The following is a 24,886-nucleotide window of genomic DNA, read 5'->3' on the forward strand; positions in this document are numbered from 1 at the left end:
TCTACCCGACGACCATAGAACTGATTGCGCCGAGAAGGGCGAGGATTCGCCCTTTCAACGCGGTCGGGTGATGTTCGAGGGTGAGACGCAGGGGTGAGCGCGGACGTTCCGCGATCAGACCTCTTGGAGGAGCTCCCAGATGGAGCCGGCCAAGCGGTGGTTGTCGACGGGCGTGATGGTGCACCACTTGCGCCCGTCGCTGCTCGGCTTGAGCTGACGGAGGTAGCGGCCGTTGTGCGTGTCGTGGAAGGAGACGACGCGGCCGGCGCGCTGTCCGTTGCGCTGCACTCCGAACTGCCCGCGCGTGGTCGTGCCGTCGAGCATCCCGGCGAGCTCCTGGGCGTCGCCGAGGCGCATTCCCTGGCGCTCCAACGTGGTGATCATGCGTTGCGCGTCCAGGCCGACGCCCTTGGCCGCGGCCACGAGGTCGTCGTAGGGGAGGCTGATCGAGCGCCCGAACCCGGCAGGCATCTCACCGGCGACGGACACCGCCGCCTCGGCGAGAGCGGTGCCGCGGGCCTCGATCAACCACATCTCGTCGCGGTCCTGCACGGCCAGGATCGCCTCGTCCCCGATGGCCGCGGCGAGCCCGCTGATCTGCCGGTCGGCCCAGATCCACAGGTCGATCGCCACCTGCGGGTTCGCCAGCAGGGCGAACCCGTCCGCGAGCTCGGGCACGACCCGGCCGTTGACGGCCAGGCCGCGTGCTTCCAGCGACTCCCAGGCCCGCTTCACCACCTCGGCCTTCTCGGTGTGGGTGATGGAGGGAATCCGCGTGTCGAGCGCGACGTGCGCGGCCGGGAGGCGTTGCGCCTCCCAGACCACGGCGAACTCCACTGTGGACAGAACCACAGAACCTGGTGAGCTCAAGGGATTACTGGTCCTTCGGGTCTTCGCCGATGACGGACTGCACCACCATGCGTTCGTCGCCGAACACGTCGTCGGAGTCGACACCGTACTTGCGCACGTGCTCGCCGTCCTCGTCGCCCTCACCCTTGGCCGCGCCGGCCGCGGGGGACATGAGCGACCCGGAACCCTTGCCACCGGGGCCACCCTTGCCGGCGCCGGCTCCCGGCCGGTTCGCCTCGGGCCCGACACCGCTGGCACCACCGGGCGTCATCGCGCCGCCCTTGGCCGCGGCACCGGTCGCACCAGGACCGCCGGGCACACCACCAGGACCACCGGCGCCGGGTTTGCCGCCACCGATCGTGCTGGGCGCACCCTTGGGACCGGTGGGAGCGATGGGAGTCTTCGGAGCCTGGCTGGGCCCGCGCCCGCCACCGACGACCTGCGGCCCGCGAGCGGCACTCGTGGCACCCGCGAGACCACTGGCAGCGGCGGTCGCGGCGGTGAGGCCGAGCGACGGGACGCCGAACGGCTTGGGCAGGCCGGGGCCGGACGCGATGGGGGTCGGGGTTCCGGGACCGGGCATCACGCCCGTGCTGTTGCCGGGGATGCTCGGCGTGGGGCCGAGGGGGACACCCGGTGAGCCCGGGGTTCCTGGTGTGCCGGTGAAGCCCGGGCCGCCGTGGATGCCGGGAGGGCCTGACTGGAGCGGGCTGACGGAGGTGCCGACGGGGGTGGCCACGGCGCCGCTGGTCACGACGATGTCCGGTGGCTGGTTGGGCGTGCGGAACGAGTCCAACGCGCCCTGGCTGTTGGACGTGTAGCCGCTGAGGCTGTCGATCGCCTGCTGACGCGCCTGGTTCGTGGCCGCGACCTGGGCGGCGTGGTCGGTCTCGATGCCGATGAGGCTCGCACCCTTGTCCAGCAGGTTCGTCTCGGTGTCGCCGCGCAGGTCCTGTGAGTTGGGCGTGCTGTGGCGGGCGGTGCTGGTGCTCTCGCCCTGCTGCGTCATCGCCTGCGAGTTCTGCTGAGATGCCTGGCTGCTGTCGTCGATGCCGGCGGCCACCACGTCCGTCTTCTCGTGGCTCTTCTCGCCCGCAGCGCCGCCCCACTCGATCTTGAGCTTCTTGAGCTCGTCCCGAATCGTGCTGTCGACGGATTCCAGGGTGTTGGCAAGATCACGCAATGCGGCGGATGCTTCGCTGAACTTCGAAGCAACCGAGGTGCCAGAAAGCTTCTGGACCTCATTCGCGAGTTCCTGGTTGGACCAACCTTCGAAGTTCCAGTCAGTGAGCTGCCGATAACCCGACATGGCTCCCCCTCACTTCAAATTCTTGAGCGTCGCAAGCGCGAAGCCGGCGGCCTTCTCAGCCTTCCCGCAGAGCACCGCCTGATCTTTTTCACCCGTCGTCATCGGAATGTAGCTCACCATCAACTGCTGCCCGTCGGCGACGTCGACGGAAATCGAACAGTCAAAACCGCTTCCACCCGACAACTCGATCTTCACAGCACCGTAGTCGGCAACTTTGACAACCTTGGTCGTCACGTTGCCGCCACCCTGGAGCCAATACGAAACACCGTTGTGCGTAACCGCACCAACGGCATATGTGTAACGACCCTCGTTGGAGTAATGGCAGGCAGGAGATTGCTTCCCATCCACCAGGTCCAGGTTCTCCGACTGAGAAGAGAGCACGTTGATTTGCTTCATCTGGTCTTCTGTGAGCAACTTGCAGGTGTCGACAGAACCGAGGTCAATACTCTTTGGCCGCGCAGGCATGTCGTTCACCGAAGTACTAGCCGGTGAATCGGTTGACGGCGCGGGAGTTGGGCTCCCCTTTTCACCACCGGCGGTACAGGCCGACACAATCGCCACACAGATGATCGCGGCAGCTACATTGAAGATACGCATCGTCACACTTTCGGCCTGAACGTCGTCATGATCTCTTCGTCGGTGAATCCGTACTGCTTCGCCGATTCTTTCAGCTGATCAGAAAGACTCTCCAGGGCCTTCATGTACTCCATGATCCGGTTGGCGTAGGAGTCATCGTGAAAGACCAGTCGATCATTCCAGGCGTTGACGACATCAGAAGTGACCTTGCCGTCCATCGAGACGATTCGCAGCTTGGGAACCGTGCGCCCGTATGCGTCCCTGAGGAGCATCCATTGGTCGTGGATGACCCTGCCGGCCTGCATGACGGTGTCCTTGTCAACGTGGAACTGCTGCGTCGACGGACCGGACGAGATTCTGTCCATGATCGACGAAGCCGCCTTGAACGCGCTGACCGCACCAGCCACTGCGCCACCAGCCAGTCCCGCACCGGCGCCGAGAACGGCATCCGCCCCCGCGTTCTCCTGTGTCACGACGTCCTACCCCCGTACGGTTGGTAACGGTTCGGTCCCGCTTCGCAGGCTACCAACGCCTGCGTAAGACGTACCTGTGGTTGGACGAAGACCACCCCTCGTTGGTTCCACGTCACTCTGCGTTTCGTTTCCGATGGCGCCGCGTGGTGATTCCGCGACTTGGGGGTGGGAACGCACACGACCACCTGGGCGAGCACGTCCATGGGCATCGCAGCCTTCCCTGCCTCAACAGCCTCATCCGTTTCAGCAGTATCCGCAGCAGACACTTCCGCCGCCGCAGAAAGAAGCGCACCGGGCTGATCATCACGATCATCTTCACAGCACTGGTGCTGGTGGGCGCGGGTGTCGCTGAGGCACTCCTGATCAAGAAGGGCGAGCGGGCCATCAGTCAGGGCAAGCAGTACAGCCCGATGCTCACGCCCATCGCGCAGAAGACGCCGGCCGAGGTTCGCGAGGCGATCGGACAGGGCACAGGAAGTCGGGTGCGCGCCCACCTCACCCCATAGCGTTGAGCACGTGCTGGAACGACTCAACGAGGCCATGGCCCGCATCGAGCAAGACCTCCAAGGCGAGGTCGACGTCAAGCTGCTCGCCCGGATCGCGGGCACCAGTGAGTACCACCTGCGGCGGCTCTTCAGTGCGCTCGCCGGGATTCCGCTCAGCGAGTACATCAGGCGGCGGAAGCTCACGAAGGCGGCGAGTGAGGTCCTCAGTGGACAGGACTCGCTGCTCGACATCGCCGTCCGGTGGGGTTACGGGTCCAACGAGGCCTTTGCGAGGGCGTTCAAGGCCATGCACGAGGTAGGGCCGCACGAGGCGCGGGTGCAGAAGAAACCGTTGCAGTCGCAGCAGATTCTCACGTTCAGGTTGACCGTTGAAGGGAGTACGAGCATGGAGTACCGCATCGTCGAGAAGGACGCGTTCCAGGTCGTTGGGCGGGGGACGCGGGTGCCGTTGGTGCACCTGGGGATGAACCCCGCGATCGTCGAGTTCGTCAAGGGCATCGGCATGCCGACGCTGGAGCGGATGAAAGCGCTCAGCGACGGGGAGCCGAACGGTCTCCTCGCCATCACCTCCAACCAGGAAGGCGTTGAGGAGGGGGATCACCTCGACTACTTCCAGGGGGTGGTGACGTCCAAGCCGGCGCCCGAGGACATGGAGACCATGACGGTGCCCAAGAACACGTGGGCCGTGTTCCGGAGCGAGGGGCCATATCCCGAGACGATTCAGTACATGTGGCGGGACATCTACACGCAGTGGTTCCCGTCGAACAGCTACCAGAGCGTTGAGGGGCCTTCGCTGTTGCAGACGCAGATCAACGGGGACACGGCCACGGCCGAGTTGTGGATTCCGGTCACCAGCTGAGGGCCAGGCGTTCGATCACGTCCCGCAGTTCCAGGACCTCGAGCCAGTCAGAAGGAATCGCGGCGACGCCGTCTCGGGCGCCGAGGATGTTGCCGCAGATCGAACCCGTCGAGTCCGAGTCGCCTGAGTGATTGACGGCGACGCGAACTGCCGTTGCGAAGTCGGGCGCTACCAGTGCGGCGTGCAGGCCGATGGCGAGGGCTTCTTCGCCCACCCAGCCGCCGCCGAGTTCGGACTCGATCTCTTCCGGGGTCAGCGGGCCGAGGGTGACCACCTTGTCCAGCAACGAGGTCTGCTCCTCGTGGCCTTCCCAGCGGACCAGTTCGGCACGTGCGACAGCTACTGCCGACAGCAGGTCCGCGCCTCCCAGCAGGGCACGGACGATCACTGCCAGCGCGCCTGCCGACAGGTAGCCGCTCGGGTGGTGGTGCGTCATCTTCGCCGTGCCCACGGCCAGCTCGAAGACCTCTCGGACGTCGCTCGACCACACGGCGACGGGGGCGGCGCGCATCACGCCGCCGCAGCCCTTCGAGTTGTTCTTCTCGTTGTGCTTCAACGCGGTGATGCAGGTGTGGCCCGGCGCCCGCCGTGAGTGCAGGCGCTGGTCCGACATCAGCCAGCCGTCGTCGGCGACCGGTGGGCCGCCCTGCGTGTGCAGCCAGCGCGCGTAGGCGGCCCGCACGGTCAGCAACGGGTCGACGCCGTGCTGGCGCGCCAACACCAGGCCCTCCAACGTGAAGAGGACCATCTGGGTGTCGTCGGTGATCTCCAGCGAAGGCAGATCGACCACGCCTTGGGGGCCGTACTGGCGGCGGATCACGTCGATCGACGAGAACTCGATCGGCGCACCGAGGCCGTCGCCCACGGCCCCGCCCAGCACGCAACCGAGGAGGCTCACGGCAGCGTGATCTTGCCGTCGACGGCCTTCAGCGCGATGTCCGAACGGTGGTGCGAGCCGGCGAGGTGGACGTCCGCGACGCGCTTGTAGGCACGTTCACGGGCCTTCGCGAGCGACTTGCCGGTGCCCACGACCGACAGCACGCGGCCGCCGGCGGACACCACGGCGCCGTCCTCGCGGCGGCGGGTGCCGGCGTGCAGCACGCCCTCGGCCTCGGCGCCGGTGATCACGTCACCGGTGCGCGGCACGCTCGGGTAGCCCTCGGCCGCCACGACGACGGTCACGGCGTAGCCGTTCTCCCACTCCAGAGGAGCGAGCGAACCCAGCGAACCGGTGGCGGCCGCCAGGAACAGCGAGGAGATCGGCGACTTCAGCAGAGCCAGCACCGACTGCGTCTCCGGGTCACCGAAGCGGCAGTTGAACTCGATCACCTGCACGCCGGACGACGTCAGCGCCAGGCCCGCGTACAGCAGCCCGGCGAACGGCGTCTCGCGGGCGCGCAGCTCGTCGACCACCGGCTGCACACAACGCGAAACGATTTCATCAACGAGCCCGGACGGTGCCCACGGCAGCGGCGCGTACGCACCCATGCCGCCGGTGTTCGGACCGTGGTCTCCGTCACCCACGCGCTTGAAGTCCTGCGCCGGGATCAGCGGCACGACGGAAACACCGTCGGTGACGCAGAACAGCGACACCTCGGGACCGTCCAGGAAGGACTCCAGCAGCACCGGGTGGCCGCCGTCGAGCAACGTCATCGCGTGCGCGCGGGCAGCGGCCAGGTCCGACGTCACCACGACGCCCTTGCCGGCGGCCAGGCCGTCGTCCTTCACGACCCACGTCGGGCCGAAGCGAGCCAGCGCGGCGTCCAGACGGGCCGGGTTGTCCACGACCTCGCTGTGGGCGGTCGGCACCCCCGCCGCGTTCATGACGTCCTTCGCGAACGCCTTGGAACCTTCGATCCGAGCAGCCGCCTTCGAAGGCCCGAAGCACGGGATTCCCGCAGCTCGGACGGCGTCAGCGGCCCCGACGACCAGTGGTTGTTCGGGGCCGATGACGACGAGGTCTGCCTTCCACTCCTTCGCGAGGGTGGCGACTGCGGAGGCGTCTGCGACGTCCACACCGTAGATTTCGGCGTGCCCGGCGATGCCCGCGTTGCCAGGCGCGCACGCCAAAGCAGTCAGCTGCGGGTCGCGCGACAACGCGAGGACAAGGGCATGCTCACGGGCTCCAGACCCGATGACCAGGACGCGCACGATGGCCCAGCGTAGTTCAGCCCAGTGCCTGCTTCGCCCCAGGGTGCAGCGGAACGGGGTCGGTGGCCGACGCCTTGTCCTTCGAGATGTCCTTCACGGCCGGGTGCACCTTCTCCAGGTCGGACTTCTTGTCGAAGAGCAGCTTGGTCACCGCGCACGCGTTGTTCGCCGCGAAGTCCTCGCGGACGAGCAGGAGGTTCGGCACGACGATCGTCTTGACCTCCGCGGTCCCGTAGGTCGCGGCCGGGATCGTCCCGGTGTCGTAGACGGGGCTGATCTTCTTCATCTCCGCCAGCTGCGGCGTGATGTCGATGAACTTGACCTTGTCCTTGAGAGACGTCGTGATGTCCGTGATCTGCGGCGTCGGCAACCCGCCCGACCAGATCAGGCCGTCGATGCTGCCGTCCTTCATCCCGTCCGCGGTCTTGGTCAGGTCCAGCCGCTGGGCCTGAACGTCGGAGTCGATGTTGAGACCCGCCGACTTCAGCAGGCGGCCCGCGATCACCTCGGTGCCCGACTTGGGCGACCCGGTCGAGATGCGCTTGCCCTTCATGTCCGCCACCGAGTTGATCCCGGAGTCGGCGCGGACGAGCACCTGCGTGTAGTTCGGGTAGATCCGCGACAGCGCCGCGATCTTCTCCTTCTTGCCGTTGAACGCCCCGGCACCGTTGATCGCGTCGGCGGCGGTGTCGGCCAGCGAGAACGCGATGTCGTACGTGCCCGACACGAGCTGCTGGATGTTCTGCACGGACGCGCCCGTCTCGGCGGACGACGCCTTCAGCTTCGAGTTGTCGCTGATCAGCTTCGCCAGGCCGCCACCGACCACGAAGTACACGCCACCGGAGTTGCCGGTCGCGATCGTGATCCGGCCGTCGGACGCCTCGCACGACGCCCCGCCACCCGAAGCGTCCGGAGTCGTGGGCGTGCGCTTGCCGCCACACCCCGAGACCGCGAGCGCCAATGCGATCGCACCGATCGCGTACTTACGCAGCATCACGAACCCTCCCACGGGTAACCAGGTGTACCGCCACGGCCACCACGAGGAACCCGGCCCCGATGGCGATCGTCAACGGCTGCAGGTAGAGCAGGAACAACGCCGCCGGCACGCACAACAGGCGTTCCGGCCAGCGCGCGGGACCGAACAACCAGCCGCCCGTCAGCACGGCGAGAGCGGCGACCCCCAGCGCGGACGCCCCGAACGTCCACACCGAGTCCAGCAACGGCCCGCGCAACAGCAGCGCGGAGCCCTCCTCTGTCAGCACGAACGCCAGCGGCACGAGGAACGCGGGCAGCGTGTACTTCCACGTCTGCCACATGGTCTTCATGACGTCGCCGCCGGTCAGCGCGGCGGCGGCGACCGCAGCCAGCGCCGTCGGAGGCGTCACCTCGGACAGCACCGCGTAGTAGAAGATGAACATCGCGGTCTCGGCCGGCTCCACGCCCAGCGTGATCAACGCCGGCCCGATCACGACCCACGAGATGATGAACGACGCGGTCACCGGCACGGCCAGACCGAGCACCGACACCGCGACGGCCGCCAAGATCGCCGTCAGCATCAGCACGACGACGGGCTCGGAGGAAACGGCGGAAGCCAGGTCCACCAACGACCCCGCAAGCGCTTGCCCCAGCCCGGTCTTGGTGATCGTCGACGTGATCACACCGGCTGCCGCACACACCGCGATCACCGGGAACGCCGAGCGCACACCGGTCGACAACGCGTCGGCCATCATCCGGAACCAGTCACGCCGGTGGTTGATCAACGCGAACAGCGCGGCGACACCCGTCGCGTACACGACGGCCTTGTACACCGGGATGTCCAGCGCCAGGAACACGATGATGATCCCGAGCGACAGGAAGTGGTACCAGCCGAGTTTCAGCACGTCGAGGAACCGCGGCGCGTCCACGTCGACCGGCTTGGCCCCGAACCGCCGCGCGTCGGCCTCGACCGCCAGCGCGATGCCGAGGTAGTAGAGCAGCGTCGGGATGATCGCCCAGATCAGCACCGACAGGTACGAGACCTCCAGGTACTCGGCGATGATGAACGCCGCCGCGCCCAGCGTCGGCGGCGACAGGATCGCGCCGATGCCGGACGCCGCGAGCAGCCCGCCCGCGTTCTCCTTCGGATACCCGGCCTTCTTCAGCATCGGCCACGTCACGGCGCCCAGCGACACCGTCGTCGCGGTACCGGAACCCGAGACCGTGCCCAGCAGGAAGCCCGCGGTCGCCGCCGTGCGCCCCGGTGCCGTCCGCGACTTCCGGAAGGCGGCAAAGCTGATCTCCACGAAGAACTTGCCCGCACCAGAAGCGTTCAGCACCGCGCCGTAGATCGTGAACAGCACGATGTACGTCGCCGCCACGTCGAGCGGTGTCCCGTAGAACCCGCTGGAGTCGTTGAAGAAACCGTTGATGATCTGGGAGAAGTCGACGCCGGAGTGCGCGATCGACCACGACGGCGGCAGGAACCCGCCGTAGTACGCGTAGGCGATGAACGCCAGGCACACCACCGGAAGCACCCAGCCGGTCGTGCGCCGGCACGCCTCCAGGATCAGCACGAGCAGCACCGCGCCCGCGATCACGTCCAGCGTGGTCAGCTGACCCTGCCGGTTCAGGAACGCGTCATAGCCCCCGAACAGCGGATACGCGCCGACGACGAATGCGAGCGCCGCCAGCACCCAGTCCCACCAGGGAGGCGTGTGCCCGCGGCCGTACGACAGGAACACCAGCGGCAGCGTCACCGCCAGGAAGATGATCAGGTAGTACTGGCTTCCCTTGGCGAACGGGAAGAAGACCTGCTTGAGCACCAGCAGTGCGATCAGCAGGCCGGCGATCCACAGCGCCCGCTCCCACCTGGGTGAGAGCGAACGCGACGGCATCTCCTCGTCGTGCTCCGCGACGATGCGGGCGAGGTCCGGGTTGGCCACGAACCGACCGTACTGTGGGGCCGATCACAGCGTTAGGCGATCAATCCAAAGGGATTGCAAAGTCCTCAGACGACGGCACTGTCCACATAGCACCAGCGCCAGTCCTCGCCCGGCTCGAACGAGCGCATGACCGGATGCTGGGACGCCCTGAAGTGCGCGGTCGCGTGCTTGTGCGGGCTCGAGTCGCAGCACGCCACGTGTCCGCAGGACAGGCACATCCGCAGGTGAGCCCAGTTGCGCTCGCCCAGAGCGAGGCAGTCGACACACCCCTCGGTGGACTCCGGCGCGACCGCTGCGGGCAGCGCTCCCACGTGCGAACAGGTCATGCGTTCCATCTTTACGCAGAATGAGCGCATGGTCGGGCCTGAACTCTTGCTGCTGCTGCTCGGGGCGCTGGTCGTCACCTCCATCGCGCGCCGCCTGAACTGGTCGGCGCCGCTGGTGCTGGTGGCCGTCGGGCTCGTGGTCTCGTTCATACCGGGCGTGCCGGAGTTCGAGCTCGATCCCCACCTGATCCTGGTCCTGGTGCTGCCGCCGCTGCTCTACAGCGCCGCGCTGGACAGCTCGTACCTCAACATCCGGGCGAACCTGCGGCCGATCGGCCTGCTCGCGGTCGGTCTGGTGCTGTTCACGACGTTCGCGGTGGGCGTGACGGCGAAGCTGGTCTTCCCGGACCTGCCGTTCGCGGCCGCGCTGGTCCTGGGCGCGGTCGTGGCGCCGCCGGACGCTGTCGCCGCCGTCGCGATCGGGCGGAAACTCGGGCTGCAACGCCGGGCGATGACGCTGCTGGTCGGCGAGAGCCTGATCAACGACGCCACGGCGCTGACCGCGTTCAAGGTCGCGGTGGCGGCCACGGTCGGCACGGCCATGCACCCCGTCGCGGGCGTGGGGATGTTCCTGCTGGTCACGGTCGGTGGCATCGCCGTGGGGCTCGTCGTCGGTGTCGCCGTCCGGTTCCTGCGCAAGCGCTTGTGCGAGGGCGTGCTGGAGAGCGCACTGGGCCTGCTCGTGCCGTTCGGCGCCTACCTGCTCGCAGAAGAAGGCCCGCACCTGTTCGCCGACGTCCAGTTCTCCGGCGTGCTCGCGGTCGTCGTCGCCGGCCTCTACGTCGGCCACCACTCGCCGCGCGGCACCTACACGACGCGGCTGCAGGACGCGGCGGTGTGGCGTTCGGTGGACGTGCTGCTGGAGTCGTTCGTCTTCGCGCTCATCGGGCTGCAGGTCTCGGCGATCATCAGCGACGTCGACCTGAACGCCGGGCTGCTGCTGGGCGCGGGGGCTGTGCTGCTGGCGACGATCCTGGCCAGGTTCGTGTGGATGTACCCGGCCTCCTACCTGCCGGTCTTCCTGTCCAAACGCCTTCGCGAGAAGGAACGCCGGCCGCATCTGGGTCAGGTGACGGTGATCGCGTGGGCGGGCATGCGCGGTGTCGTCACGCTCGCCGCCGCGGCCGCGATCCCGCCGGAGGTGCCCGGCCGCGAGATCATCGTGTTCTGCGCCTTCGTGGTCACGGTCTCGACCTTGCTGCTGCAGGGCACGACGCTGCCGTGGGTGATCAACAAGATCGGGTTCGAGGGCGACGACGCCCGCAAGGACGCGCTGGCGGAGGCCCAGATCCAGCACCGGGCGGCGCAGGCGGCGGTCAACCGGCTCGACCAGGAGATCGAGGACGTGCCCGAGCACGTGCGCGACCAGCTGCGCTCGCTCGCCGAGCACCGGGGCAACGCCGCGTGGGAACGGCTCGGGCGCCAGGACGAGGAGAGCCCGGCGGCCGCGTACCGCAGGCTGCGCAGGGTGATGCTGAGCGCGGAACGCGACGAGTTCATCAAGGCGCGGGACGCCGGCGAGATCGACGACGAGGTCCTGTTCCGGGTGCTGCGCGAACTGGACCTGGAGGAAGCCGCCCTGTCACGTGAATAGGCACTGCCCCGTGAGTAACCGTTCACCTGCATTTCGTGTTGCGATGCTTGGGTGCGCTCTCAACACGAACTGGGAGGTCGAACGATGTTCCGGAGAGGTCTAGCCGCCGCGGTCCTCGTCTTCGCGGGTGCGGTGGTGGCGTCCCTGCCCTCCGCCGAGGCACACGACGACAAGGGCCCGATCGTCATCGGGCACCGCGGCGCGTCGGCGTACCGGCCCGAGCACACCCTCGCGGCCTACGAGCTCGCGGCACGGATGGGCGCCGACTTCGTCGAGCCCGACCTGGTGTCCACGAAGGACGGTCAGCTGGTCGCCCGGCACGAGAACGAGATCGGCGGCACCACCGACGTCTCGACCAGGACGCAGTTCAAGGACCGCCAGAAGACCAAGGTCATCGACGGCACGCCGATCACCGGCTGGTTCACCGAGGACTTCACGCTCGCCGAGCTGAAGACCTTGCGCGCCAAGGAACGCATCCCCGCGATCCGGCCGCGCAACACCCTCTACGACGGCCGCTTCGAGGTGCCGACCCTGCAGGAGGTCGTCGACCTCACCAGGCGCCTGTCCCGCGAACTGCACCGCGAGATCGGCATCTACCCCGAGACCAAGCACCCGACGTACTTCCAGTCGATCGGCCTCGCGCTGGAGCCGAAGCTCGTGAACGTGCTCAACCGCAACGGCCTCAACCACAGGGGCGCCAAGGTCTACGTGCAGTCGTTCGAGGTGGCGAACCTCAAGCAGCTCAACAAGGTGCTGCGGGTGCCGATCGTCCAGCTGATCAACGCTTCCGGCGCGCCGTACGACTTCGTCGCGGGCGGCGACAAGCGCACCTACAGCGACATGGTCACCCCGGCCGGGCTGAAGGAGATCGCCACCTACGCGGACGGCATCGGCGCCACGAAGGACCGCATCATCCCGCGTGACGCCGCCGGGTTCCTGCAGCAACCGACCACGCTGGTCCAGGACGCCCACAAGGCTCGCCTGGTCGTGCACGCGTGGACGTTCCGCAACGAGAACTCGTTCCTGCCCGCGGACTTCCGGTCCTCGACCGACCCGGCCGCGTACGGCCGGGCCTTCGAGGAGTACGACCTGTTCTTCAAGCAGGGCATCGACGGCCTGTTCGCGGACAACCCCGACACGGCCATCGAGGCCGAGGTCAAGCGCTGAGCACCAGCGTGCGGTCCCTGTCCAGCAACCCGCGTTGCGCCAGCAGGGGCCGCACGCCCTCACCGAACCAGTAGGCCTCCTCCAGGTGCGGGTAGCCGGAGAGGACGAACTCCTCGATCCCGACGGAGTGGTACTCCTCGATGAGGTCGGCGACCTCCGAGTGGGAGCCGACCAACGCCGTTCCCGCGCCACCGCGCACGAGCCCGACACCCGCCCAGAGGTTCGGGTAGATCTCCAGACCGCGGACGCCACGGCTGAGGTCGCCGCCGTGCAACGCCACCATCCGTTGCTGCCCAACGGATTCCGACGCGCGCAGCTGTTCCTGCGCCTTCGCCACCGCCGCCGGGTCCAGCGCGTCGAGCAGCCGGGCAGCCGACGCCCACGCCTCCGCCGAGGTGTCGCGGCTGATCGTGTGCAGCCGGATGCCGAACCGGATCGGCCGGTCCGTGAGCGCCCGCACCCTCGCGATCTTCGCGGCCACGTCCTGCGGCGGCTCGCCCCAGGTCAGGTACACGTCCGCCCGCGCGGCCGCCACCGGCAGCGCGGCGTCGGACGAGCCACCGAAGTAGATCGGCGGCACCGGGTCCGGCGCGGCCAGCACCGTCGCGTCGCGCACCTGGTAGTGCTCGCCGGAGAACGAGTACGGCTCGCCGGTCCAGATGCCGCGCACCACCTGGAGGAACTCGTCGGTGCGCGCGTACCGCTGGTCGTGGTCGAGCCAGTCGCCGAACCGTTGCTGTTCAACGGAGTCACCGCCGGTCACGACGTTGAGCAGCAACCGCCCGCGCGAGATCCGCTGGTAGGTCGCGGCCATCTGCGCGGCCAGCGTCGGCGACAGCACACCCGGCCGGAACGCGACGAGGAACTTGAGCGTCCTGGTCTGAGCGATCAACGCGGACGTGGTCAGCCACGCGTCCTCGCACCACGTGCCGGTCGGCGTGAGCACGCCGGTGAACCCGACCTGCTCGGCCGTGCGCGCGATCTGGGCCAGGTAGTCGATGTCCGGCTCACGACGGGCCTGGGAACTCTTGGCTGCCCGCTGAGCGTGGAAGTGCTCCACGACCGTGCGCCCGTCACCGGAAGTCGGCAGGAACCAGTGCAGCGTGATGCTCATGCCAGATCTCCCTGGAACCTCGTGTCGACGAACTTCCCGAAGTCGACCTTGCCCGGCAACGTCCTGTCCTCGGTGAACGCGTCGGCGAGCTCCTGCTCGGACTTGATCAGCGTGTCGTCGATCTTCACCGGCAGGTCGCCGTTGCGGTTCACCGCGGCCAGCGCGACCTCGTACTTGAGACCGGTCTCCGCCGCCCACGCCTTCGCCCACTCCTCGCGGTGCGTGTCGGCCCACTTCTGCGCCTTGTAGTAGCGGACCAGGTACTCCTTGAGCGCCGGGTTCTTCCCCTTGTCGTCCAACGCCTTGCGGCCCGCGACCTGGAACCCGTACCCGTTCGACCTGCCCTCACCCGTGGTGAGCACCCGCGCCTTGGCTTCCTGCTGCGCCTGCGCGGTGTAGGGGTCCCAGACCGCCCACGCGTCGACCTTGCCCTGGGTGAACGCGCTGTAGGCGTCCGACGGCTGCAGGAAGTTCAGCGTGACGTCCTTGGTCGTCAAACCGTTGGCGCGCAACGTGAGCAACACCTGGCCGTGTGCCGAACTGCCCTTCGCGACAGCGATGTTCTTGCCCTTCAGGTCGCTGACGCTCCGAAGCGGCGAGTTCTCCTGCACCAGGATCGCGTCGGCCTCGACCTCGCCCTTCGACGCACCGACCGCGGCGATCTTGGCGTTGGCAGCCGCGGCGAAGATCGGCGGTGTGTTGCCGACCCCGCCGACGTCGATCGCACCGGCAGAGGCTGCCTCCAGCAGCGGCGGACCGGAGGTGAACGTCGACCACTCGATCTTGTACGGGAAGTCGTTGAGCAGACCGGCGGCCGTGAGCAGCGCCTTCGCCCCGCCCTTCTGGTCGCCGACCTTCAGCACGACCTCTCCGGCCGGCGTGTCCTGCGCGGCGGCCGAGCAGCCGGTCGTGAACAAGATCGCAGCGAGGAGGCTAAGCAGCTGTTTCAACATCCACTCCCAGGTCGGCGAGCACGCGGGTGCGTTGCTCCACAACGGAAGCCCGGCGGCGCGGGCGGGGCAGGTCGACGTGGTGCTCCGCGACGATCCGGCCCTCGTCGAGCACGAGGACCCGGTCGGCCAGCAGCAACGCCTCGTCGACGTCGTGCGTCACGAGCAGGACGGCGGGCCGGTGGTCAGTCCACAGGTCTTCCACGAGGTGGTGCATGGCGAGCCTGGTCAACGCGTCCAGCGCGCCGAACGGCTCGTCCAGCAACAACAGGTCGGGTTCGCGGACGAGTGCCCGCGCGAGCGAGACCCGTTGCGCCTCACCACCGGACAACGTGAGCGGCCACGCGTCGGCGTGGCCGCTCAGCCGCACCTCTTCCAGCGCCTTCAAGGCGGTCGAGCGGCCGTCCGGCCGGTGCAGGCCGAGCGAGATGTTGCGCCAGACCTTGCGCCACGGCAGCAGGCGCGGCTGCTGGAACGCGATCGACACCGTGCGGGGCACGTCGGCCGCGCCCTCGACGTCGCGGTCCAGGCCCGCGAGAACGCGCAGCAACGTCGACTTGCCGCAGCCGCTGCGCCCGAGCAGCGCCACGAACTCACCGGACGCGATCTCCAGGTCGATGCCGTCCAGCACCGTTCGCGGACCGAAAGCCTTGCGCAGACCACGAACGCTCACGGCGGACTTCACCGGGTTCGCCATCGCAGGATCCTCCTCTCCAGCACCCGCACCAGGGCGTCCGTCGTGAGGCCGAGCAGCGCGTAGACCACGAGGCCGACGACCACGACGTCGGTGCGGAGGAACTCACGGGCGTTGTTGATCAGGAAGCCGAGGCCGGCGTCGGCGTTGATCTGCTCGCCGACGATCAGCGACAGCCACGCGGTGCCGAGCGCGATCCGCAGTCCCACCAGGGTTTGCGGCACGGCGGACGGCAGCACGACGTGCACGATCCGTTCGAACCGGCTGTAGCCCAGGACGCGAGCGGCCTCGACCAGTCCGGGGTCGGTCTGCCGGATGCCGGCGTGCAGGTTCAGGTAGAGCGGGAACGCCACACCGGACGCGACCAGCGCGAGCTTGGGTTCCTCTCCGATGCCGAACCACAGGATGAACAGCGGGATCAACCCGAGGTGCGGCAGCGTGCGCAACATCTGAACGGGTGGATCCAGCAAAGTCTCGCCCCACCGGGAAAGCCCGGAGACGAGACCCAGTGCGACCCCGAACGCGCCTCCGATGAGAAATCCGAAGAAAACGCGCCCGAGCGAAACGGTGAATGCGTCCAGCAATTGACCGTCGGCGATCAGCTCACCCGCGGACTGTGCGACGGTCAGCGGAGAAGCGAGTTTCTCGGGCGGCAGCACACCCGTTGAACTGGCGAGTTGCCACAGCAGGACCAGCGCCACCGGGCTGATCCAGCGCAGCTGCTGCGCAGGTTTTCGAACGAGTGAAAGGGTCACGGCGCAGAAGTACAGGCGAGCGGAGAGCGTGAGTCAACGACGCCCAAATCGTGAAAAAGCGTCTGCCATCGAGATAGTCGGAAAGGGCGGTTTCCTGCTAACGGCTGAGTGACAGCGGGCAGCACGACGATCATCATTTGGACATGAATCAGGAGGGGGACAGATCCGGTGTGCCCACGGGCACCACGCTGAGGTTCGCGTCGCTGGTGCTGCTCGCGGTCGCGACCACGTTGCAGGTCTTCGGCATGTACGCGGCCCTGTGGCCCGCAGCCACCTCGCTCGACGACTCGCGCTGCCAGGTCCAGTCAGGCCTCTACCTCACCTCGAACTTCGAGGTCGATCCCGATCAGTCCAAATGGGACGCTTATCGGGCCTGCATGTCGACGTTCTTCGGCGGCCGCGCACTGTGGCTCGTCGGCGGCCTGGTGCTGCTCTTCGCGGTGGCATCGCTGATCTACGTCCTGCGCCCGGCGTGGCTGCGCTACCGGCGAAACCTGGCTCCCGTTCCGGAAGAACTGGTCGAGCCGCTCGCCGAACTGGTCGCGGAGGCCGGGCTCACCAGGGCTCCGACGTTCCTGATCGACCGGACGAACATGCGAGCGGGCGGCGTCGCGTTCGGCACGCACGGCCGCAAGTACGTCGCACTCAACGTCGGCATGCTGGCGTTGCGCCGCATCGAACCCGAGTCGTTCCGCGCGATCGTGCTGCACGAGCTCGCCCACGTCCGCAACGACGTCACGATCACCTACGCCACTCTGGCGATCTGGCGCGCTTTCGTCGTCGTGGTGCTGACGCCCTACGCGTTCACCTGGTTGAACCAGCTCGTGCGGAACTTCGCCCCGTTCCAGCTGCCCTTGTTCCCCACCGGCTGGACCTCCTTCACCGTGCTGTGGCACCTCGCCGTGCTGGTGCTGCTGGTGTTCGCCGCTCGCGTCGGTGTGCTGCGGGCGCGGGAGAAGCACGCCGACGCGCTGGTCGTCCGGTGGACCGGTGACCCTGCTCCGTACCGGCTGCTGCCGCCCACCGGCGACGTGCGCCGATGGCTCGGCCACCACCCCGCCCCCGCGAGCCGTCAGGCCGTCATGCGGAACCCGGAGTCGTTGTTGCGGCCCGGTTTCTGGGAAACGCTCGGCAGCGCACTGGCCGTGCAGCTCGCGTGGTGGCACGCGGTCACCGGTCTGCAGGACCTGACCTGGTACCGGGAGGGCAACGAGTCGTTCCTGGTCATGAGGATCGTCTGGACCGTGCCGGTGGCCGCGCTCATCGGCCTGATCGCCTGGCGGGGCGCGGCTTTCGGCCCGCGGCGCGGCACGTTCGCGTGGCCCGGTGCCGCCATCGGACTCGGCCTGGTCCTCGGAGACGTGCTGGACCTGCGGAACCTCTTCCCGTTGACACCTCACGGCCTCATCGCCGCGATCGCGCTGGGCGGTACCGCGACCCTCGTGACGGTCTGGGCAGGACACTGCGCGACGCTCGTGCGCACGCGGTGGCACGGCTGGTTCCTCGGACTGTCGATCGCCGTGGTCACGTACACGTTGCTGGGCTGGTTCCCCGAGATCCGGGTGGCGCGAGCCGTCTGGCGCGACAACCTCGCACCGGTCGTGGACCTCCTGCACGGCTACGCGCAGACGCCGCTGAACGAGATCGGCCTGACAGCCGTGGTGATCCCGTTCCTGCTGAACTTCAACCGGGTGCTGACCGTGGTGGCGCTGGCACTGCTGTGGCTCGTGCCGCTGGTGCTGCGGCGGGAGTTCCCCCGGTTCGCCGCACTGGCCGGGGTGATCGGCGCTGTACCGGCCGTCGCCGCGGTCGTGCTGCTCGGCTCCGCGGGCTCGCCCCTGATCGCCACCGCCTGGCAGATCGCGGCAGTCGTGGCCGTGCAGATCGTCGTGGTGCTGGTGGCCCGTCTCGACCGCGTGGCGGCGTTGTTCACGGCGTGGCTGATCGGGCTGGCCGGGACTGCGGCGATCTGGCTGACGCACCTGAACGGCTCGCAGGTCGACAGCGTTCTGGCGACGCGCCCGCACCAGGTTCTGCCGGTCCTCGGAACGCTCGCGGCTCTGCTCGTGGGCGGACGCGGCCGCCAGACCGGTTACACGCCCTCACGGCCGGTCTGGGCCGCCGGAATCGCGGTGCTGAGCGTGGCGGTGGCGGTGTGGTGGCCGACGGCGGCACCGGGTGCGCAGACGCTGCAGCCGCCGCCGGCCAGGGCCGAGAGGAACACCGACGACGCGTTGAAGACGTGGATGAACGGTGGTGGTCAGGACCGGCTGATGACCGTCATCCAGGCCAACGACAAGGTGTTCGCCGGTGTGCGGGCCGCGGACCCCGCGGCGATCGCGGCGGGGTGCGAGGCGCTCGGCCCGGTGGTGCGGGAGAAGTTCCCGGAACCACCGGACGCGAAGGTCGCCGCGGCGTGGACCGAGGCGTTGCGGGCGCTGGAAAGCGGCGCCCGCTCGTGCCTCGTCGTCTTCCGGGACAGAGGCCCGGACGACGGCTCGATGACGAAGGAGTTCCTCAAGGGCATCGAACAGCTCAAGGTCACGCAGACCGCGCTGGTCGAGGCTCAGCAGCGAGCGATCAGCTGAGCACGTCGTGGCGGACGATCGTCTGGTCGCGGCCGGGGCCGACGCCGATCGCCGACACGCGGGCGCCGATGATGCTCTCCAGGTACTCGACGTAGGCCTTGGCGTTGGCCGGGAGCTCCTCGAACGTGCGGCAGTGCGAGATGTCCTCGAACCAGCCGGGGAGCTCCTCGTAGACCGGCACGGCGTGGTGCACGTCGGTCTGCGTCATCGGCATCTCGTCGACGCGGCGACCGTCCACTTCGTACGCGACGCAGACCGGCACCCGCTCCAGGCCCGACAGCACGTCGAGCTTGGTGAGGAAGTAGTCGGTGATGCCGTTGACGCGCGAGGCGTAGCGGGCGATCACGGCGTCGAACCAGCCGGTGCGCCTGCTGCGACCGGTGGTGACACCGAACTCGCCGCCCTGCTTGCGCAGGTACTCGCCCTGGTCGTCGTTGAGCTCCGTCGGGAACGGGCCGGAGCCGACGCGGGTCGTGTAGGCCTTGAGGATGCCGATCACGGTGCTGATGCGGGTCGGGCCGACGCCCGAGCCGACGGTCGCGCCACCGCTCGTCGGGTTCGAGGACGTCACGAACGGGTAGGTGCCGTGGTCGACGTCGAGCAGGGTGCCCTGCGAGCCCTCCAGCACGACGATCTCGTCGCGGTCCAGCGCCTGGTTGAGCAGCAGGCGGGTGTCCGCGATGCGGTGCACGAAGTGCTGACCGCGCTCCAGCACCTGGTCGACAACCTGGTCGGGGTCGAGCGCCTTGCGGTTGTAGACCTTGACCAGCACCTGGTTCTTGAAGTCCAGGGCGGCCTCGACCTTCTGCCGCAGGATCTTCTCGTCCAGCAGGTCCTGCACGCGCACGCCGACGCGGGCGAGCTTGTCCTGGTAGGCCGGGCCGATACCGCGGCCGGTGGTGCCGATCTTCGCCTTGCCCAGGTACCGCTCGGTCACCTTGTCGATGGCCACGTGGTACGGCATGATCAAGTGCGCGTCCGACGAGATCAGCAGGCCGCTGGTGTCGACGCCCTTCTCCTCCAGGCCCGCGAGCTCCTCGAGCAGCACGCCGGGGTCGACGACGACACCGTTGCCGATGACGTTCTTCACGCCGGGGGTGAGGATGCCGGACGGGATGAGGTGCAGGGCGAACTTCTGACCGTCCGGGAGGACCACGGTGTGACCCGCGTTGTTGCCACCCTGGTAGCGGACGATCCACTGGACACGCTCACCGAGGATGTCGGTGGCCTTGCCCTTGCCCTCATCGCCCCACTGGGCACCGATCAGCACGACGGCCGGCATGTGAAACTCCAAGCGCTTGGACTGGTTCGAGCGAACGCCGGTAAGCGAGGGTAGACCAGGAGATGACCGTGCACGGAATCGTGTTGGCCTGCGGAAACACGCAGTTGCCAATGATCACGGAGCGTGATGGCGTGCAGGCCGTTCCCGCACGCCCCGGCAAGGACCACGTCGACCCCCACCTGGACGCGGAGCGACTGGTCGTGTTCGGTACGGACGCCGACCTCGCCGCGGTGGCACTGCGCCTGCTGCGCAAGGAGAAGCTCGGCTCGGTAGCGCTGGGTTACGTGCCGGTCGACAAGAACTCGGTGGTGGCGGCGCTCTGGGGGCTTTCACCGGATCCCGCGAGGGCACTGGACATCGCACTGAACGGTGACGTGGATCCCGTCCCGTTCGTGCGCGACGACGTCGGCGGCGTGTTGATGGGTCTCGGCGTGTTGTCGCCCGTTCGTGGCGTTGGTTACAGCGACGCGGACAACGTGCTGCGCGGGCAGGCGTCGCGGATCGAGTGCACGCCGGACCCGGAAGGCGGCTTGGGCCTCGTTGTGCGAATTGTCAACAAGCGCCTTCTCGGAACCAAGGTGAAGGAGAGCCGGCCGCGCGCGTTCCAGCTCGGCTGCCTGCCCACGACGGCCGTTCTCGATGGTCACAAGCACCCCAGGCCGGTCGACAAGTGGACCTGGTACCGGCACACCGAGGACTTGAGGCTCGTTCGAGGCGTCTAGCCGTGCGCTTGTCATTCACTTGAGTGTCACCCAAAGGCATTGCCTAATTTCATAATGTGACTAAGGGTGGTCCCGAAACTTCCAACAAGGAAGGTCGGGATGATGTCAAAAGTTAACCGAACCATTGGTGTTCTGGTTGCCGCGGCGGCCCTCACCCTTGGTTTTGTTTCCCCTGCACTCGCGACACCGCCGAACATTCCCAGTGCCGACACCGCGAAGTCCGAACTCGCCGGCCTGACCGTTCGGGCCGACGGCTCGATGACGGGTTATTCGCGCGACAAGTTCCCGCACTGGATCACGCAGTCGGGCACCTGCAACACCCGCGAGGTCGTGCTGAAGCGCGACGGCACCAACGTGGTGACCGACTCGTCGTGCGCCGCCACGTCGGGCCGCTGGTTCTCGCCGTACGACGGTGCGACGTGGACCGCGGCCTCGGACGTGGACATCGACCACATCGTGCCGCTGGCGGCCGCCTGGAGGTCGGGAGCGTCGTCGTGGACCACGGCGCAGCGCCAGGCGTTCGCCAACGACCTCACGCGCCCGCAGCTGATCGCGGTGACCGACAACGTGAACCAGGCGAAGGGCGACCAGACCCCTGCCACCTGGAAGCCGCCGCTGACGTCGTACTGGTGCACCTACGCCAAGATGTGGGTACACACCAAGTACTACTGGAAGCTCAGCGTGAACTCGTCGGAGAAGACCGCGTTGACGGACATGCTCGGAAGGTGCTGATGGCGTCACTCTCCTCGCTCTTCGTGGCGGGTCCCGGCGGCGTGATGACTGACGAGGTCGGCGTAGTCACGGGAGACCTCGAGCTGTGCACGGAACTCTCCGACGACGGGAAGCTGCGTGCGCTGGTCCGCTACGAGGGCGCGGAGGAGTGGTACGCCGTCACGGGCGGTTCGTGCGCCCTGGCTGATCCTCGTGATCACGAGGCGGTTCACTCGCTGCTGCTGGGCCTGCTGAACCGGCCGGAGGGCTGAGGGGCGGCAACGCCTCCATCGCCTCGCTCCTGCTCAGTCCCGTGGCCTGCAACAGGTCCACGGCCACGCTGCGGATCTGGGCCAGCACGACCTTGGACGAGAATCCGTCCCCACCGAGACGCCGCGCGGTGAGCTGCCGCGCGGCGTTTCGCACGGCCTCCCTGGTGTGCTTGGGCTCCTTGCCCTTCTCCAGCTCGCCCTTGAGGCAGTCGACGGCGTCCGCGTAGTCCTTCAGCACGTCCGGCACGCCGTCCGGGATCTCCTCGTCGGCCTTGAGCGCCGCCATGCTCCTGCGCGCCAGCACGCGGGTGTTGCGGATCGCGTAGTCCACCGGCCCGGCCGCGGTGTGGTACCTGCCGAGATCGTCCTTGGACCGCCACCGGATCGGCGCGATCTTCGTGATCTCGCTGCCGGTCTGCAGCGCCGCCTTGTAGTCGTCGATCGTGCTCTGGCTGGTCCGCAGCTCCGCGAGCACCCCGGCCGCCTTGACCGCGTCCTTCTCCGTCAGCGCCTCGGCGAGGGTCCGCAACGCACCGCTGAGGGTGTTCGTGAGCACCCTGAGCTGCCGCTGGGCCACGGTGACCGGGTTGGCGGGCAGCAGCGCCGCCACCGCCAGCCCCACCAGACCGCCGGTCAGCGCGTCGATCATCCGGTCGAACCCGCCACCCGCACTGGGCGGCAGCAGCGTGGCGACCAGGACGGCGGAGGAGCCTGCCTGGAGGGCGATCACCGAACCGCCGTCGAGCAGCACCGCCGCCGACATCGCGAGCCCGACGACGAGCGCGATCTGCCACGGACCGCTGCCGATCCAGCTGATCAACGCGTCGCCCACACCGACGCCGACCGAGACGCCGACGACCAGCTCACCGACGCGCCGCAACCGTTGCCCCAGCGAGACACCGAGGCAGACGACGGCGGCGATCGGCGCGAAGAACGGGTGCTGGTGCCCGATGACGAGGGTCGCCACGACCCAGGCGAGGCCGGCGGACAGGGCACTTTGGACGATCGGCAACGCGGCGCCGCGCCACCGCGTCAGCCCACGCCCGACCGCATCCCGAACAGCACCCACGAACTCTCCCCGACCCGGATCACCTGACGCCGCCAGTCTTGGTCAGGCGGCCACCAGGCACAACCTGCGGTGTGTTCGTTCACATGCCCGGGACGACGGCGTCACACCAGCGCACTCGCGGCGAGGCGAGCAGAAGCGACGGCCCCTGAGTCCGCCCACGCGGACTCAGAGGCCGGCAACCGCTTGCGTCAGGCCAGACCCAGCGCCGCAGAGGCCTTGGGGTCGGAGTCGGCGAGGAACTTCGAGCAGCGCTCCCACTCCTCGTCCTCGCCGATCTCGCGGGCGGCACGGGCCAGTGCGGCCAGCGCGCGCAGGAAGCCCTGGTTCGGCCGGTGGTCCCACGGCACGGGGCCGAAGCCCTTCCAGCCGGAGCGGCGCAGCTGGTCGAGGCCGCGGTGGTAGCCGGTGCGGGCGTAGGCGTAGGCGGCGACCGGGTCGCCGGCGTGCAGCGCGCGTTCGGCCAGCAGGGCCCAGGCCTCGGAGAAGTCCGGGTACGCCCGCACGATCTTGGCGGGGTCGGTGCCGCCGTCCGCGGCGGCCTGCGCCTCGGGACGGTCGGGGAGACGGGTCGGCTCGGGCCCGAGGAGGTTCTCAACCATGCGGCCCATCGTGCCGCACGAGCGCGAGCTAGGAGATGAACACCCTCATGACCGCGGCCACAACGGCCAGCAGCAACGCGGTGACGAGCACTCCGGCGACGATCTTCTTGCTCATGGCGGGCATGGTCCCGCGCTGGGCCGAACAGATCAACGACGTTCACCCGGTTGTGCATACGAATTGGAAACATCAGGGTAAAACCAGGGTGGTTTCGCCTTCCTGGAAACCCGACGTCCGCTCATGATGTTCGGATGATTCAGGGGGCAAGGCAGTTCCGGGACCAGTACTGGGAGCGGGGCGAGCCGGGCAGGGAGACACCGGCGGCGCTCACCGAGCAGCTCTACCGGCTGTGGCTCCTAGGCCTGCTGTTGAAGCTGATCGGGTCGTCGTGGGACGTCTCGTGGCACTTCAAGTGGCTGCGCGACGACCTCGCGCCGCCGCATCTGATCAACACGGTCGGCACGGTGATCGTGGTCGGGCTCACGCTGTTCCACACGTTCACCGGGTACGGCGCCGACAAGCTCGCGTTGCGGCTCATGCAGGCCGGGTGCGGGATCTTCCTCGTCGCACTGCCGATCGACGTGATCAACCACCGCGTCAACGGCCTCGACATCACGTCGTGGAGCGGGTCGCACGCGCTGCTCTACCTCGGCACGGCGGTCATGCTCGCCGGCGCGATCCGCGGGTGGATGAAGTACTTCCCGGACGGCACCATGCGCACGTTCGGGCTCGTCGCGCTGTGGTTCTTCTTCCTGGAGAACGTCTGGTTCCCCAACCAGCACCAGGAGTACGGCGTGCGCGCGTTGCAGGCCTACGACAACGGACGGCCCGAGGCGGAGCCGATCCTGATCCAGTTCGCCGCCGACCAGCTCGGCCTTCCGGTCGGGCGCGAGGCGGTCGTGCACTTCGCGCTGCCCATCGCGGACTGGGTCTACCCGGTGTGGGGCCTCGTCGCGGCGGCGATCGTGCTGGTGATCGCCCGGCGCACGATCGACAGGCCGTGGGCGGCCACCGCCGTCGCCACCGGGTACGTCGCGTACCGGTGCCTGATCTGGCCGCTGCTCGCCGGCATCGACTTCCCGAAGTCCGCCGTGCCGCTGTTCCTGATCCTCGTCGGGCTCGCGATCGACGCGGCGCACGTGGTGAAGATGCCCACGCCGGCCGCGGCCGTGCTGGGTTCCGCGGCCGTCACGACCGTCGGGTACGTCGGCATCTGGTTCCAGCAGGAGTACCTGTGGGGCCCGCCCATCGCGTTCGCGTCGGCGGCCGTCACGGCCGTCCTTCTAGCGGTCCTCTGGACCGTCGGCGACCTGCTCGTCCACCGCCCAGAAGCCCAACTGCTCGCCTCCCGCCTGAAGCTCAGCTGACCTCGAAATGCACGCGGGGGCCCCGCGTTTCCCT

At 68.2% G+C, this 24,886-nt stretch carries 25 protein-coding genes; 9 read left to right on the forward strand and 16 right to left on the reverse strand.

The genetic code is table 11. The features are described from left to right. Window positions 1-114: 114 nt before the first annotated feature. The 4 genes from ACFOWZ_RS13130 to ACFOWZ_RS13145 all read right to left on the reverse strand — a co-directional run bounded on the left by ACFOWZ_RS13130 (window position 115) and on the right by ACFOWZ_RS13145 (window position 3,207). Window positions 115-852 (reverse strand): ESX secretion-associated protein EspG, encoded by a 738-nt coding sequence (locus ACFOWZ_RS13130; RefSeq protein ID WP_236703033.1) that lies wholly within the window; start codon window positions 850-852, stop codon window positions 115-117. A gap of 22 nt (window positions 853-874) precedes the next feature. Further along, window positions 875-2,032, reverse strand: coding sequence for a hypothetical protein (locus ACFOWZ_RS13135; protein WP_382372142.1), 1,158 nt, complete (start codon window positions 2,030-2,032; stop codon window positions 875-877). Window positions 2,033-2,167: 135 nt separating this feature from the next. Then, entirely contained in the window at window positions 2,168-2,755 is a 588-nt protein-coding gene (locus ACFOWZ_RS13140) for a DUF3558 domain-containing protein (RefSeq protein ID WP_382372143.1), read from the reverse strand. Between the two features lie 2 nt (window positions 2,756-2,757). Continuing rightward, the gene (locus tag ACFOWZ_RS13145; protein ID WP_382372144.1) at window positions 2,758-3,207 is read right to left on the reverse strand and encodes a hypothetical protein; all 450 of its coding nucleotides are present in this window, start codon (window positions 3,205-3,207) and stop codon (window positions 2,758-2,760) included. A gap of 143 nt (window positions 3,208-3,350) precedes the next feature. Here ACFOWZ_RS13145 and ACFOWZ_RS13150 point away from each other — a divergent pair, with 143 nt between their 5' ends. Together ACFOWZ_RS13150 and ACFOWZ_RS13155 are read left to right on the forward strand one after the other, a co-directional pair. Next, complete coding sequence (locus tag ACFOWZ_RS13150) at window positions 3,351-3,713, forward strand: hypothetical protein (RefSeq protein WP_382372145.1); 363 nt, start codon at window positions 3,351-3,353, stop codon at window positions 3,711-3,713. A gap of 10 nt (window positions 3,714-3,723) precedes the next feature. Continuing rightward, window positions 3,724-4,572 carry an AraC family transcriptional regulator gene (locus ACFOWZ_RS13155; protein WP_382372146.1) on the forward strand — a complete coding sequence of 283 codons (849 nt, stop codon included), beginning with the start codon at window positions 3,724-3,726 and terminating at the stop codon, window positions 4,570-4,572. Here the strand turns inward: ACFOWZ_RS13155 and ACFOWZ_RS13160 are convergent. From ACFOWZ_RS13160 to ACFOWZ_RS13180, 5 genes are all read right to left on the reverse strand, one after another. After that, the gene (locus ACFOWZ_RS13160; protein WP_382372147.1) at window positions 4,562-5,470 is read right to left on the reverse strand and encodes an ADP-ribosylglycohydrolase family protein; all 909 of its coding nucleotides are present in this window, start codon (window positions 5,468-5,470) and stop codon (window positions 4,562-4,564) included. The genes ACFOWZ_RS13155 and ACFOWZ_RS13160 overlap by 11 nt on opposite strands. Then, a complete protein-coding gene (gene purD, locus ACFOWZ_RS13165; protein WP_382372148.1) occupies window positions 5,467-6,723 on the reverse strand; it encodes a phosphoribosylamine--glycine ligase in 1,257 nt (418 codons plus the stop codon). The genes ACFOWZ_RS13160 and purD overlap by 4 nt, the downstream gene beginning before the upstream one ends. A gap of 16 nt (window positions 6,724-6,739) precedes the next feature. Further along, window positions 6,740-7,717 (reverse strand): TAXI family TRAP transporter solute-binding subunit, encoded by a 978-nt coding sequence (locus ACFOWZ_RS13170; RefSeq protein ID WP_382372674.1) that lies wholly within the window; start codon window positions 7,715-7,717, stop codon window positions 6,740-6,742. Further along, window positions 7,707-9,596: a TRAP transporter permease gene (locus ACFOWZ_RS13175; RefSeq protein ID WP_382372676.1), complete on the reverse strand. Its 1,890-nt coding sequence runs from the start codon at window positions 9,594-9,596 to the stop codon at window positions 7,707-7,709. Before ACFOWZ_RS13175 ends, ACFOWZ_RS13170 begins: the two co-directional genes overlap by 11 nt. A 113-nt stretch (window positions 9,597-9,709) precedes the next feature. Continuing rightward, window positions 9,710-9,970 (reverse strand): UBP-type zinc finger domain-containing protein, encoded by a 261-nt coding sequence (locus tag ACFOWZ_RS13180; protein WP_382372149.1) that lies wholly within the window; start codon window positions 9,968-9,970, stop codon window positions 9,710-9,712. Window positions 9,971-9,998: 28 nt separating this feature from the next. On the opposite strand from ACFOWZ_RS13180, the gene ACFOWZ_RS13185 reads away from it, so the two are divergent. Continuing rightward, window positions 9,999-11,564 (forward strand): Na+/H+ antiporter, encoded by a 1,566-nt coding sequence (locus ACFOWZ_RS13185; RefSeq protein ID WP_382372150.1) that lies wholly within the window; start codon window positions 9,999-10,001, stop codon window positions 11,562-11,564. Between the two features lie 84 nt (window positions 11,565-11,648). Next, on the forward strand, window positions 11,649-12,731 hold the full coding sequence (locus ACFOWZ_RS13190; protein WP_382372151.1) for a glycerophosphodiester phosphodiesterase: 1,083 nt from the start codon (window positions 11,649-11,651) through the stop codon (window positions 12,729-12,731). Here ACFOWZ_RS13190 and ACFOWZ_RS13195 read toward each other — a convergent pair. From ACFOWZ_RS13195 to ACFOWZ_RS13210, 4 genes are read right to left on the reverse strand one after another with little or no spacing between them, the layout of a single operon-like run. After that, complete coding sequence (locus tag ACFOWZ_RS13195) at window positions 12,721-13,845, reverse strand: LLM class flavin-dependent oxidoreductase (protein WP_382372152.1); 1,125 nt, start codon at window positions 13,843-13,845, stop codon at window positions 12,721-12,723. The two genes, ACFOWZ_RS13190 and ACFOWZ_RS13195, sit on opposite strands and share 11 nt — an antisense overlap. Further along, complete coding sequence (locus ACFOWZ_RS13200) at window positions 13,842-14,795, reverse strand: ABC transporter substrate-binding protein (RefSeq protein WP_382372153.1); 954 nt, start codon at window positions 14,793-14,795, stop codon at window positions 13,842-13,844. The genes ACFOWZ_RS13195 and ACFOWZ_RS13200 overlap by 4 nt, the downstream gene beginning before the upstream one ends. After that, window positions 14,779-15,492, reverse strand: coding sequence for an ABC transporter ATP-binding protein (locus ACFOWZ_RS13205; RefSeq protein WP_382372154.1), 714 nt, complete (start codon window positions 15,490-15,492; stop codon window positions 14,779-14,781). The genes ACFOWZ_RS13200 and ACFOWZ_RS13205 overlap by 17 nt, the downstream gene beginning before the upstream one ends. Continuing rightward, window positions 15,477-16,244 (reverse strand): ABC transporter permease, encoded by a 768-nt coding sequence (locus ACFOWZ_RS13210; RefSeq protein WP_382372155.1) that lies wholly within the window; start codon window positions 16,242-16,244, stop codon window positions 15,477-15,479. The genes ACFOWZ_RS13205 and ACFOWZ_RS13210 overlap by 16 nt, the downstream gene beginning before the upstream one ends. A gap of 143 nt (window positions 16,245-16,387) precedes the next feature. Between ACFOWZ_RS13210 and ACFOWZ_RS13215 the strand changes: the two genes are divergently transcribed. Beyond that, window positions 16,388-18,832, forward strand: a complete 2,445-nt coding sequence (locus ACFOWZ_RS13215) for a M48 family metalloprotease (protein ID WP_382372156.1) — start codon at window positions 16,388-16,390, stop codon at window positions 18,830-18,832. Here the strand turns inward: ACFOWZ_RS13215 and ACFOWZ_RS13220 are convergent. After that, window positions 18,825-20,114 carry an adenylosuccinate synthase gene (locus tag ACFOWZ_RS13220; protein WP_030465851.1) on the reverse strand — a complete coding sequence of 430 codons (1,290 nt, stop codon included), beginning with the start codon at window positions 20,112-20,114 and terminating at the stop codon, window positions 18,825-18,827. The two genes, ACFOWZ_RS13215 and ACFOWZ_RS13220, sit on opposite strands and share 8 nt — an antisense overlap. Before the next feature lie 110 nt (window positions 20,115-20,224). Here ACFOWZ_RS13220 and ACFOWZ_RS13225 point away from each other — a divergent pair, with 110 nt between their 5' ends. The 3 genes from ACFOWZ_RS13225 (at window position 20,225) to ACFOWZ_RS13235 (ending at window position 21,819) form a co-directional block, all read left to right on the forward strand. Beyond that, on the forward strand, window positions 20,225-20,836 hold the full coding sequence (locus tag ACFOWZ_RS13225) for a hypothetical protein (RefSeq protein WP_382372157.1): 612 nt from the start codon (window positions 20,225-20,227) through the stop codon (window positions 20,834-20,836). 102 nt (window positions 20,837-20,938) lie between these two features. Further along, the gene (locus ACFOWZ_RS13230) at window positions 20,939-21,568 is read left to right on the forward strand and encodes an HNH endonuclease family protein (protein WP_030465849.1); all 630 of its coding nucleotides are present in this window, start codon (window positions 20,939-20,941) and stop codon (window positions 21,566-21,568) included. Further along, window positions 21,568-21,819 (forward strand): hypothetical protein, encoded by a 252-nt coding sequence (locus tag ACFOWZ_RS13235; RefSeq protein ID WP_382372158.1) that lies wholly within the window; start codon window positions 21,568-21,570, stop codon window positions 21,817-21,819. Before ACFOWZ_RS13230 ends, ACFOWZ_RS13235 begins: the two co-directional genes overlap by 1 nt. On the opposite strand, the gene ACFOWZ_RS13240 is transcribed toward ACFOWZ_RS13235, so the two are convergent. Then, on the reverse strand, window positions 21,728-22,888 hold the full coding sequence (locus ACFOWZ_RS13240; protein ID WP_382372159.1) for an FUSC family protein: 1,161 nt from the start codon (window positions 22,886-22,888) through the stop codon (window positions 21,728-21,730). The two genes, ACFOWZ_RS13235 and ACFOWZ_RS13240, sit on opposite strands and share 92 nt — an antisense overlap. A 188-nt stretch (window positions 22,889-23,076) precedes the next feature. After that, window positions 23,077-23,487 (reverse strand): DUF3151 domain-containing protein, encoded by a 411-nt coding sequence (locus ACFOWZ_RS13245; RefSeq protein ID WP_030465846.1) that lies wholly within the window; start codon window positions 23,485-23,487, stop codon window positions 23,077-23,079. A gap of 249 nt (window positions 23,488-23,736) precedes the next feature. Between ACFOWZ_RS13245 and ACFOWZ_RS13250 the strand changes: the two genes are divergently transcribed. Further along, entirely contained in the window at window positions 23,737-24,852 is a 1,116-nt protein-coding gene (locus ACFOWZ_RS13250) for a hypothetical protein (protein ID WP_382372160.1), read from the forward strand. Window positions 24,853-24,886: the final 34 nt, after the last annotated feature.

This window comes from Lentzea rhizosphaerae (assembly GCF_042649515.1).
Lineage (GTDB): Bacteria > Actinomycetota > Actinomycetes > Mycobacteriales > Pseudonocardiaceae > Lentzea > Lentzea aerocolonigenes.

Bases quoted from the DNA above. Each gene is read 5' to 3' on its own strand.
- ACFOWZ_RS13140 (WP_382372143.1), bottom strand. From the start codon at position 2,755: ATGCGTATCTTCAATGTAGCTGCCGCGATCATCTGTGTGGCGATTGTG.
- ACFOWZ_RS13170 (WP_382372674.1), bottom strand. From the start codon at position 7,717: ATGCTGCGTAAGTACGCGATCGGTGCGATCGCATTGGCGCTCGCGGTC.
- ACFOWZ_RS13175 (WP_382372676.1), bottom strand. From the start codon at position 9,596: ATGCCGTCGCGTTCGCTCTCACCCAGGTGGGAGCGGGCGCTGTGGATC.
- ACFOWZ_RS13180 (WP_382372149.1), bottom strand. From the start codon at position 9,970: ATGACCTGTTCGCACGTGGGAGCGCTGCCCGCAGCGGTCGCGCCGGAG.
- ACFOWZ_RS13185 (WP_382372150.1), top strand. From the start codon at position 9,999: ATGGTCGGGCCTGAACTCTTGCTGCTGCTGCTCGGGGCGCTGGTCGTC.
- ACFOWZ_RS13190 (WP_382372151.1), top strand. From the start codon at position 11,649: ATGTTCCGGAGAGGTCTAGCCGCCGCGGTCCTCGTCTTCGCGGGTGCG.
- ACFOWZ_RS13195 (WP_382372152.1), bottom strand. From the start codon at position 13,845: ATGAGCATCACGCTGCACTGGTTCCTGCCGACTTCCGGTGACGGGCGC.
- ACFOWZ_RS13205 (WP_382372154.1), bottom strand. From the start codon at position 15,492: ATGGCGAACCCGGTGAAGTCCGCCGTGAGCGTTCGTGGTCTGCGCAAG.
- ACFOWZ_RS13215 (WP_382372156.1), top strand. From the start codon at position 16,388: ATGAATCAGGAGGGGGACAGATCCGGTGTGCCCACGGGCACCACGCTG.
- ACFOWZ_RS13220 (WP_030465851.1), bottom strand. From the start codon at position 20,114: ATGCCGGCCGTCGTGCTGATCGGTGCCCAGTGGGGCGATGAGGGCAAG.
- ACFOWZ_RS13225 (WP_382372157.1), top strand. From the start codon at position 20,225: ATGATCACGGAGCGTGATGGCGTGCAGGCCGTTCCCGCACGCCCCGGC.
- ACFOWZ_RS13230 (WP_030465849.1), top strand. From the start codon at position 20,939: ATGTCAAAAGTTAACCGAACCATTGGTGTTCTGGTTGCCGCGGCGGCC.
- ACFOWZ_RS13235 (WP_382372158.1), top strand. From the start codon at position 21,568: ATGGCGTCACTCTCCTCGCTCTTCGTGGCGGGTCCCGGCGGCGTGATG.
- ACFOWZ_RS13245 (WP_030465846.1), bottom strand. From the start codon at position 23,487: ATGGTTGAGAACCTCCTCGGGCCCGAGCCGACCCGTCTCCCCGACCGT.
- ACFOWZ_RS13250 (WP_382372160.1), top strand. From the start codon at position 23,737: ATGATTCAGGGGGCAAGGCAGTTCCGGGACCAGTACTGGGAGCGGGGC.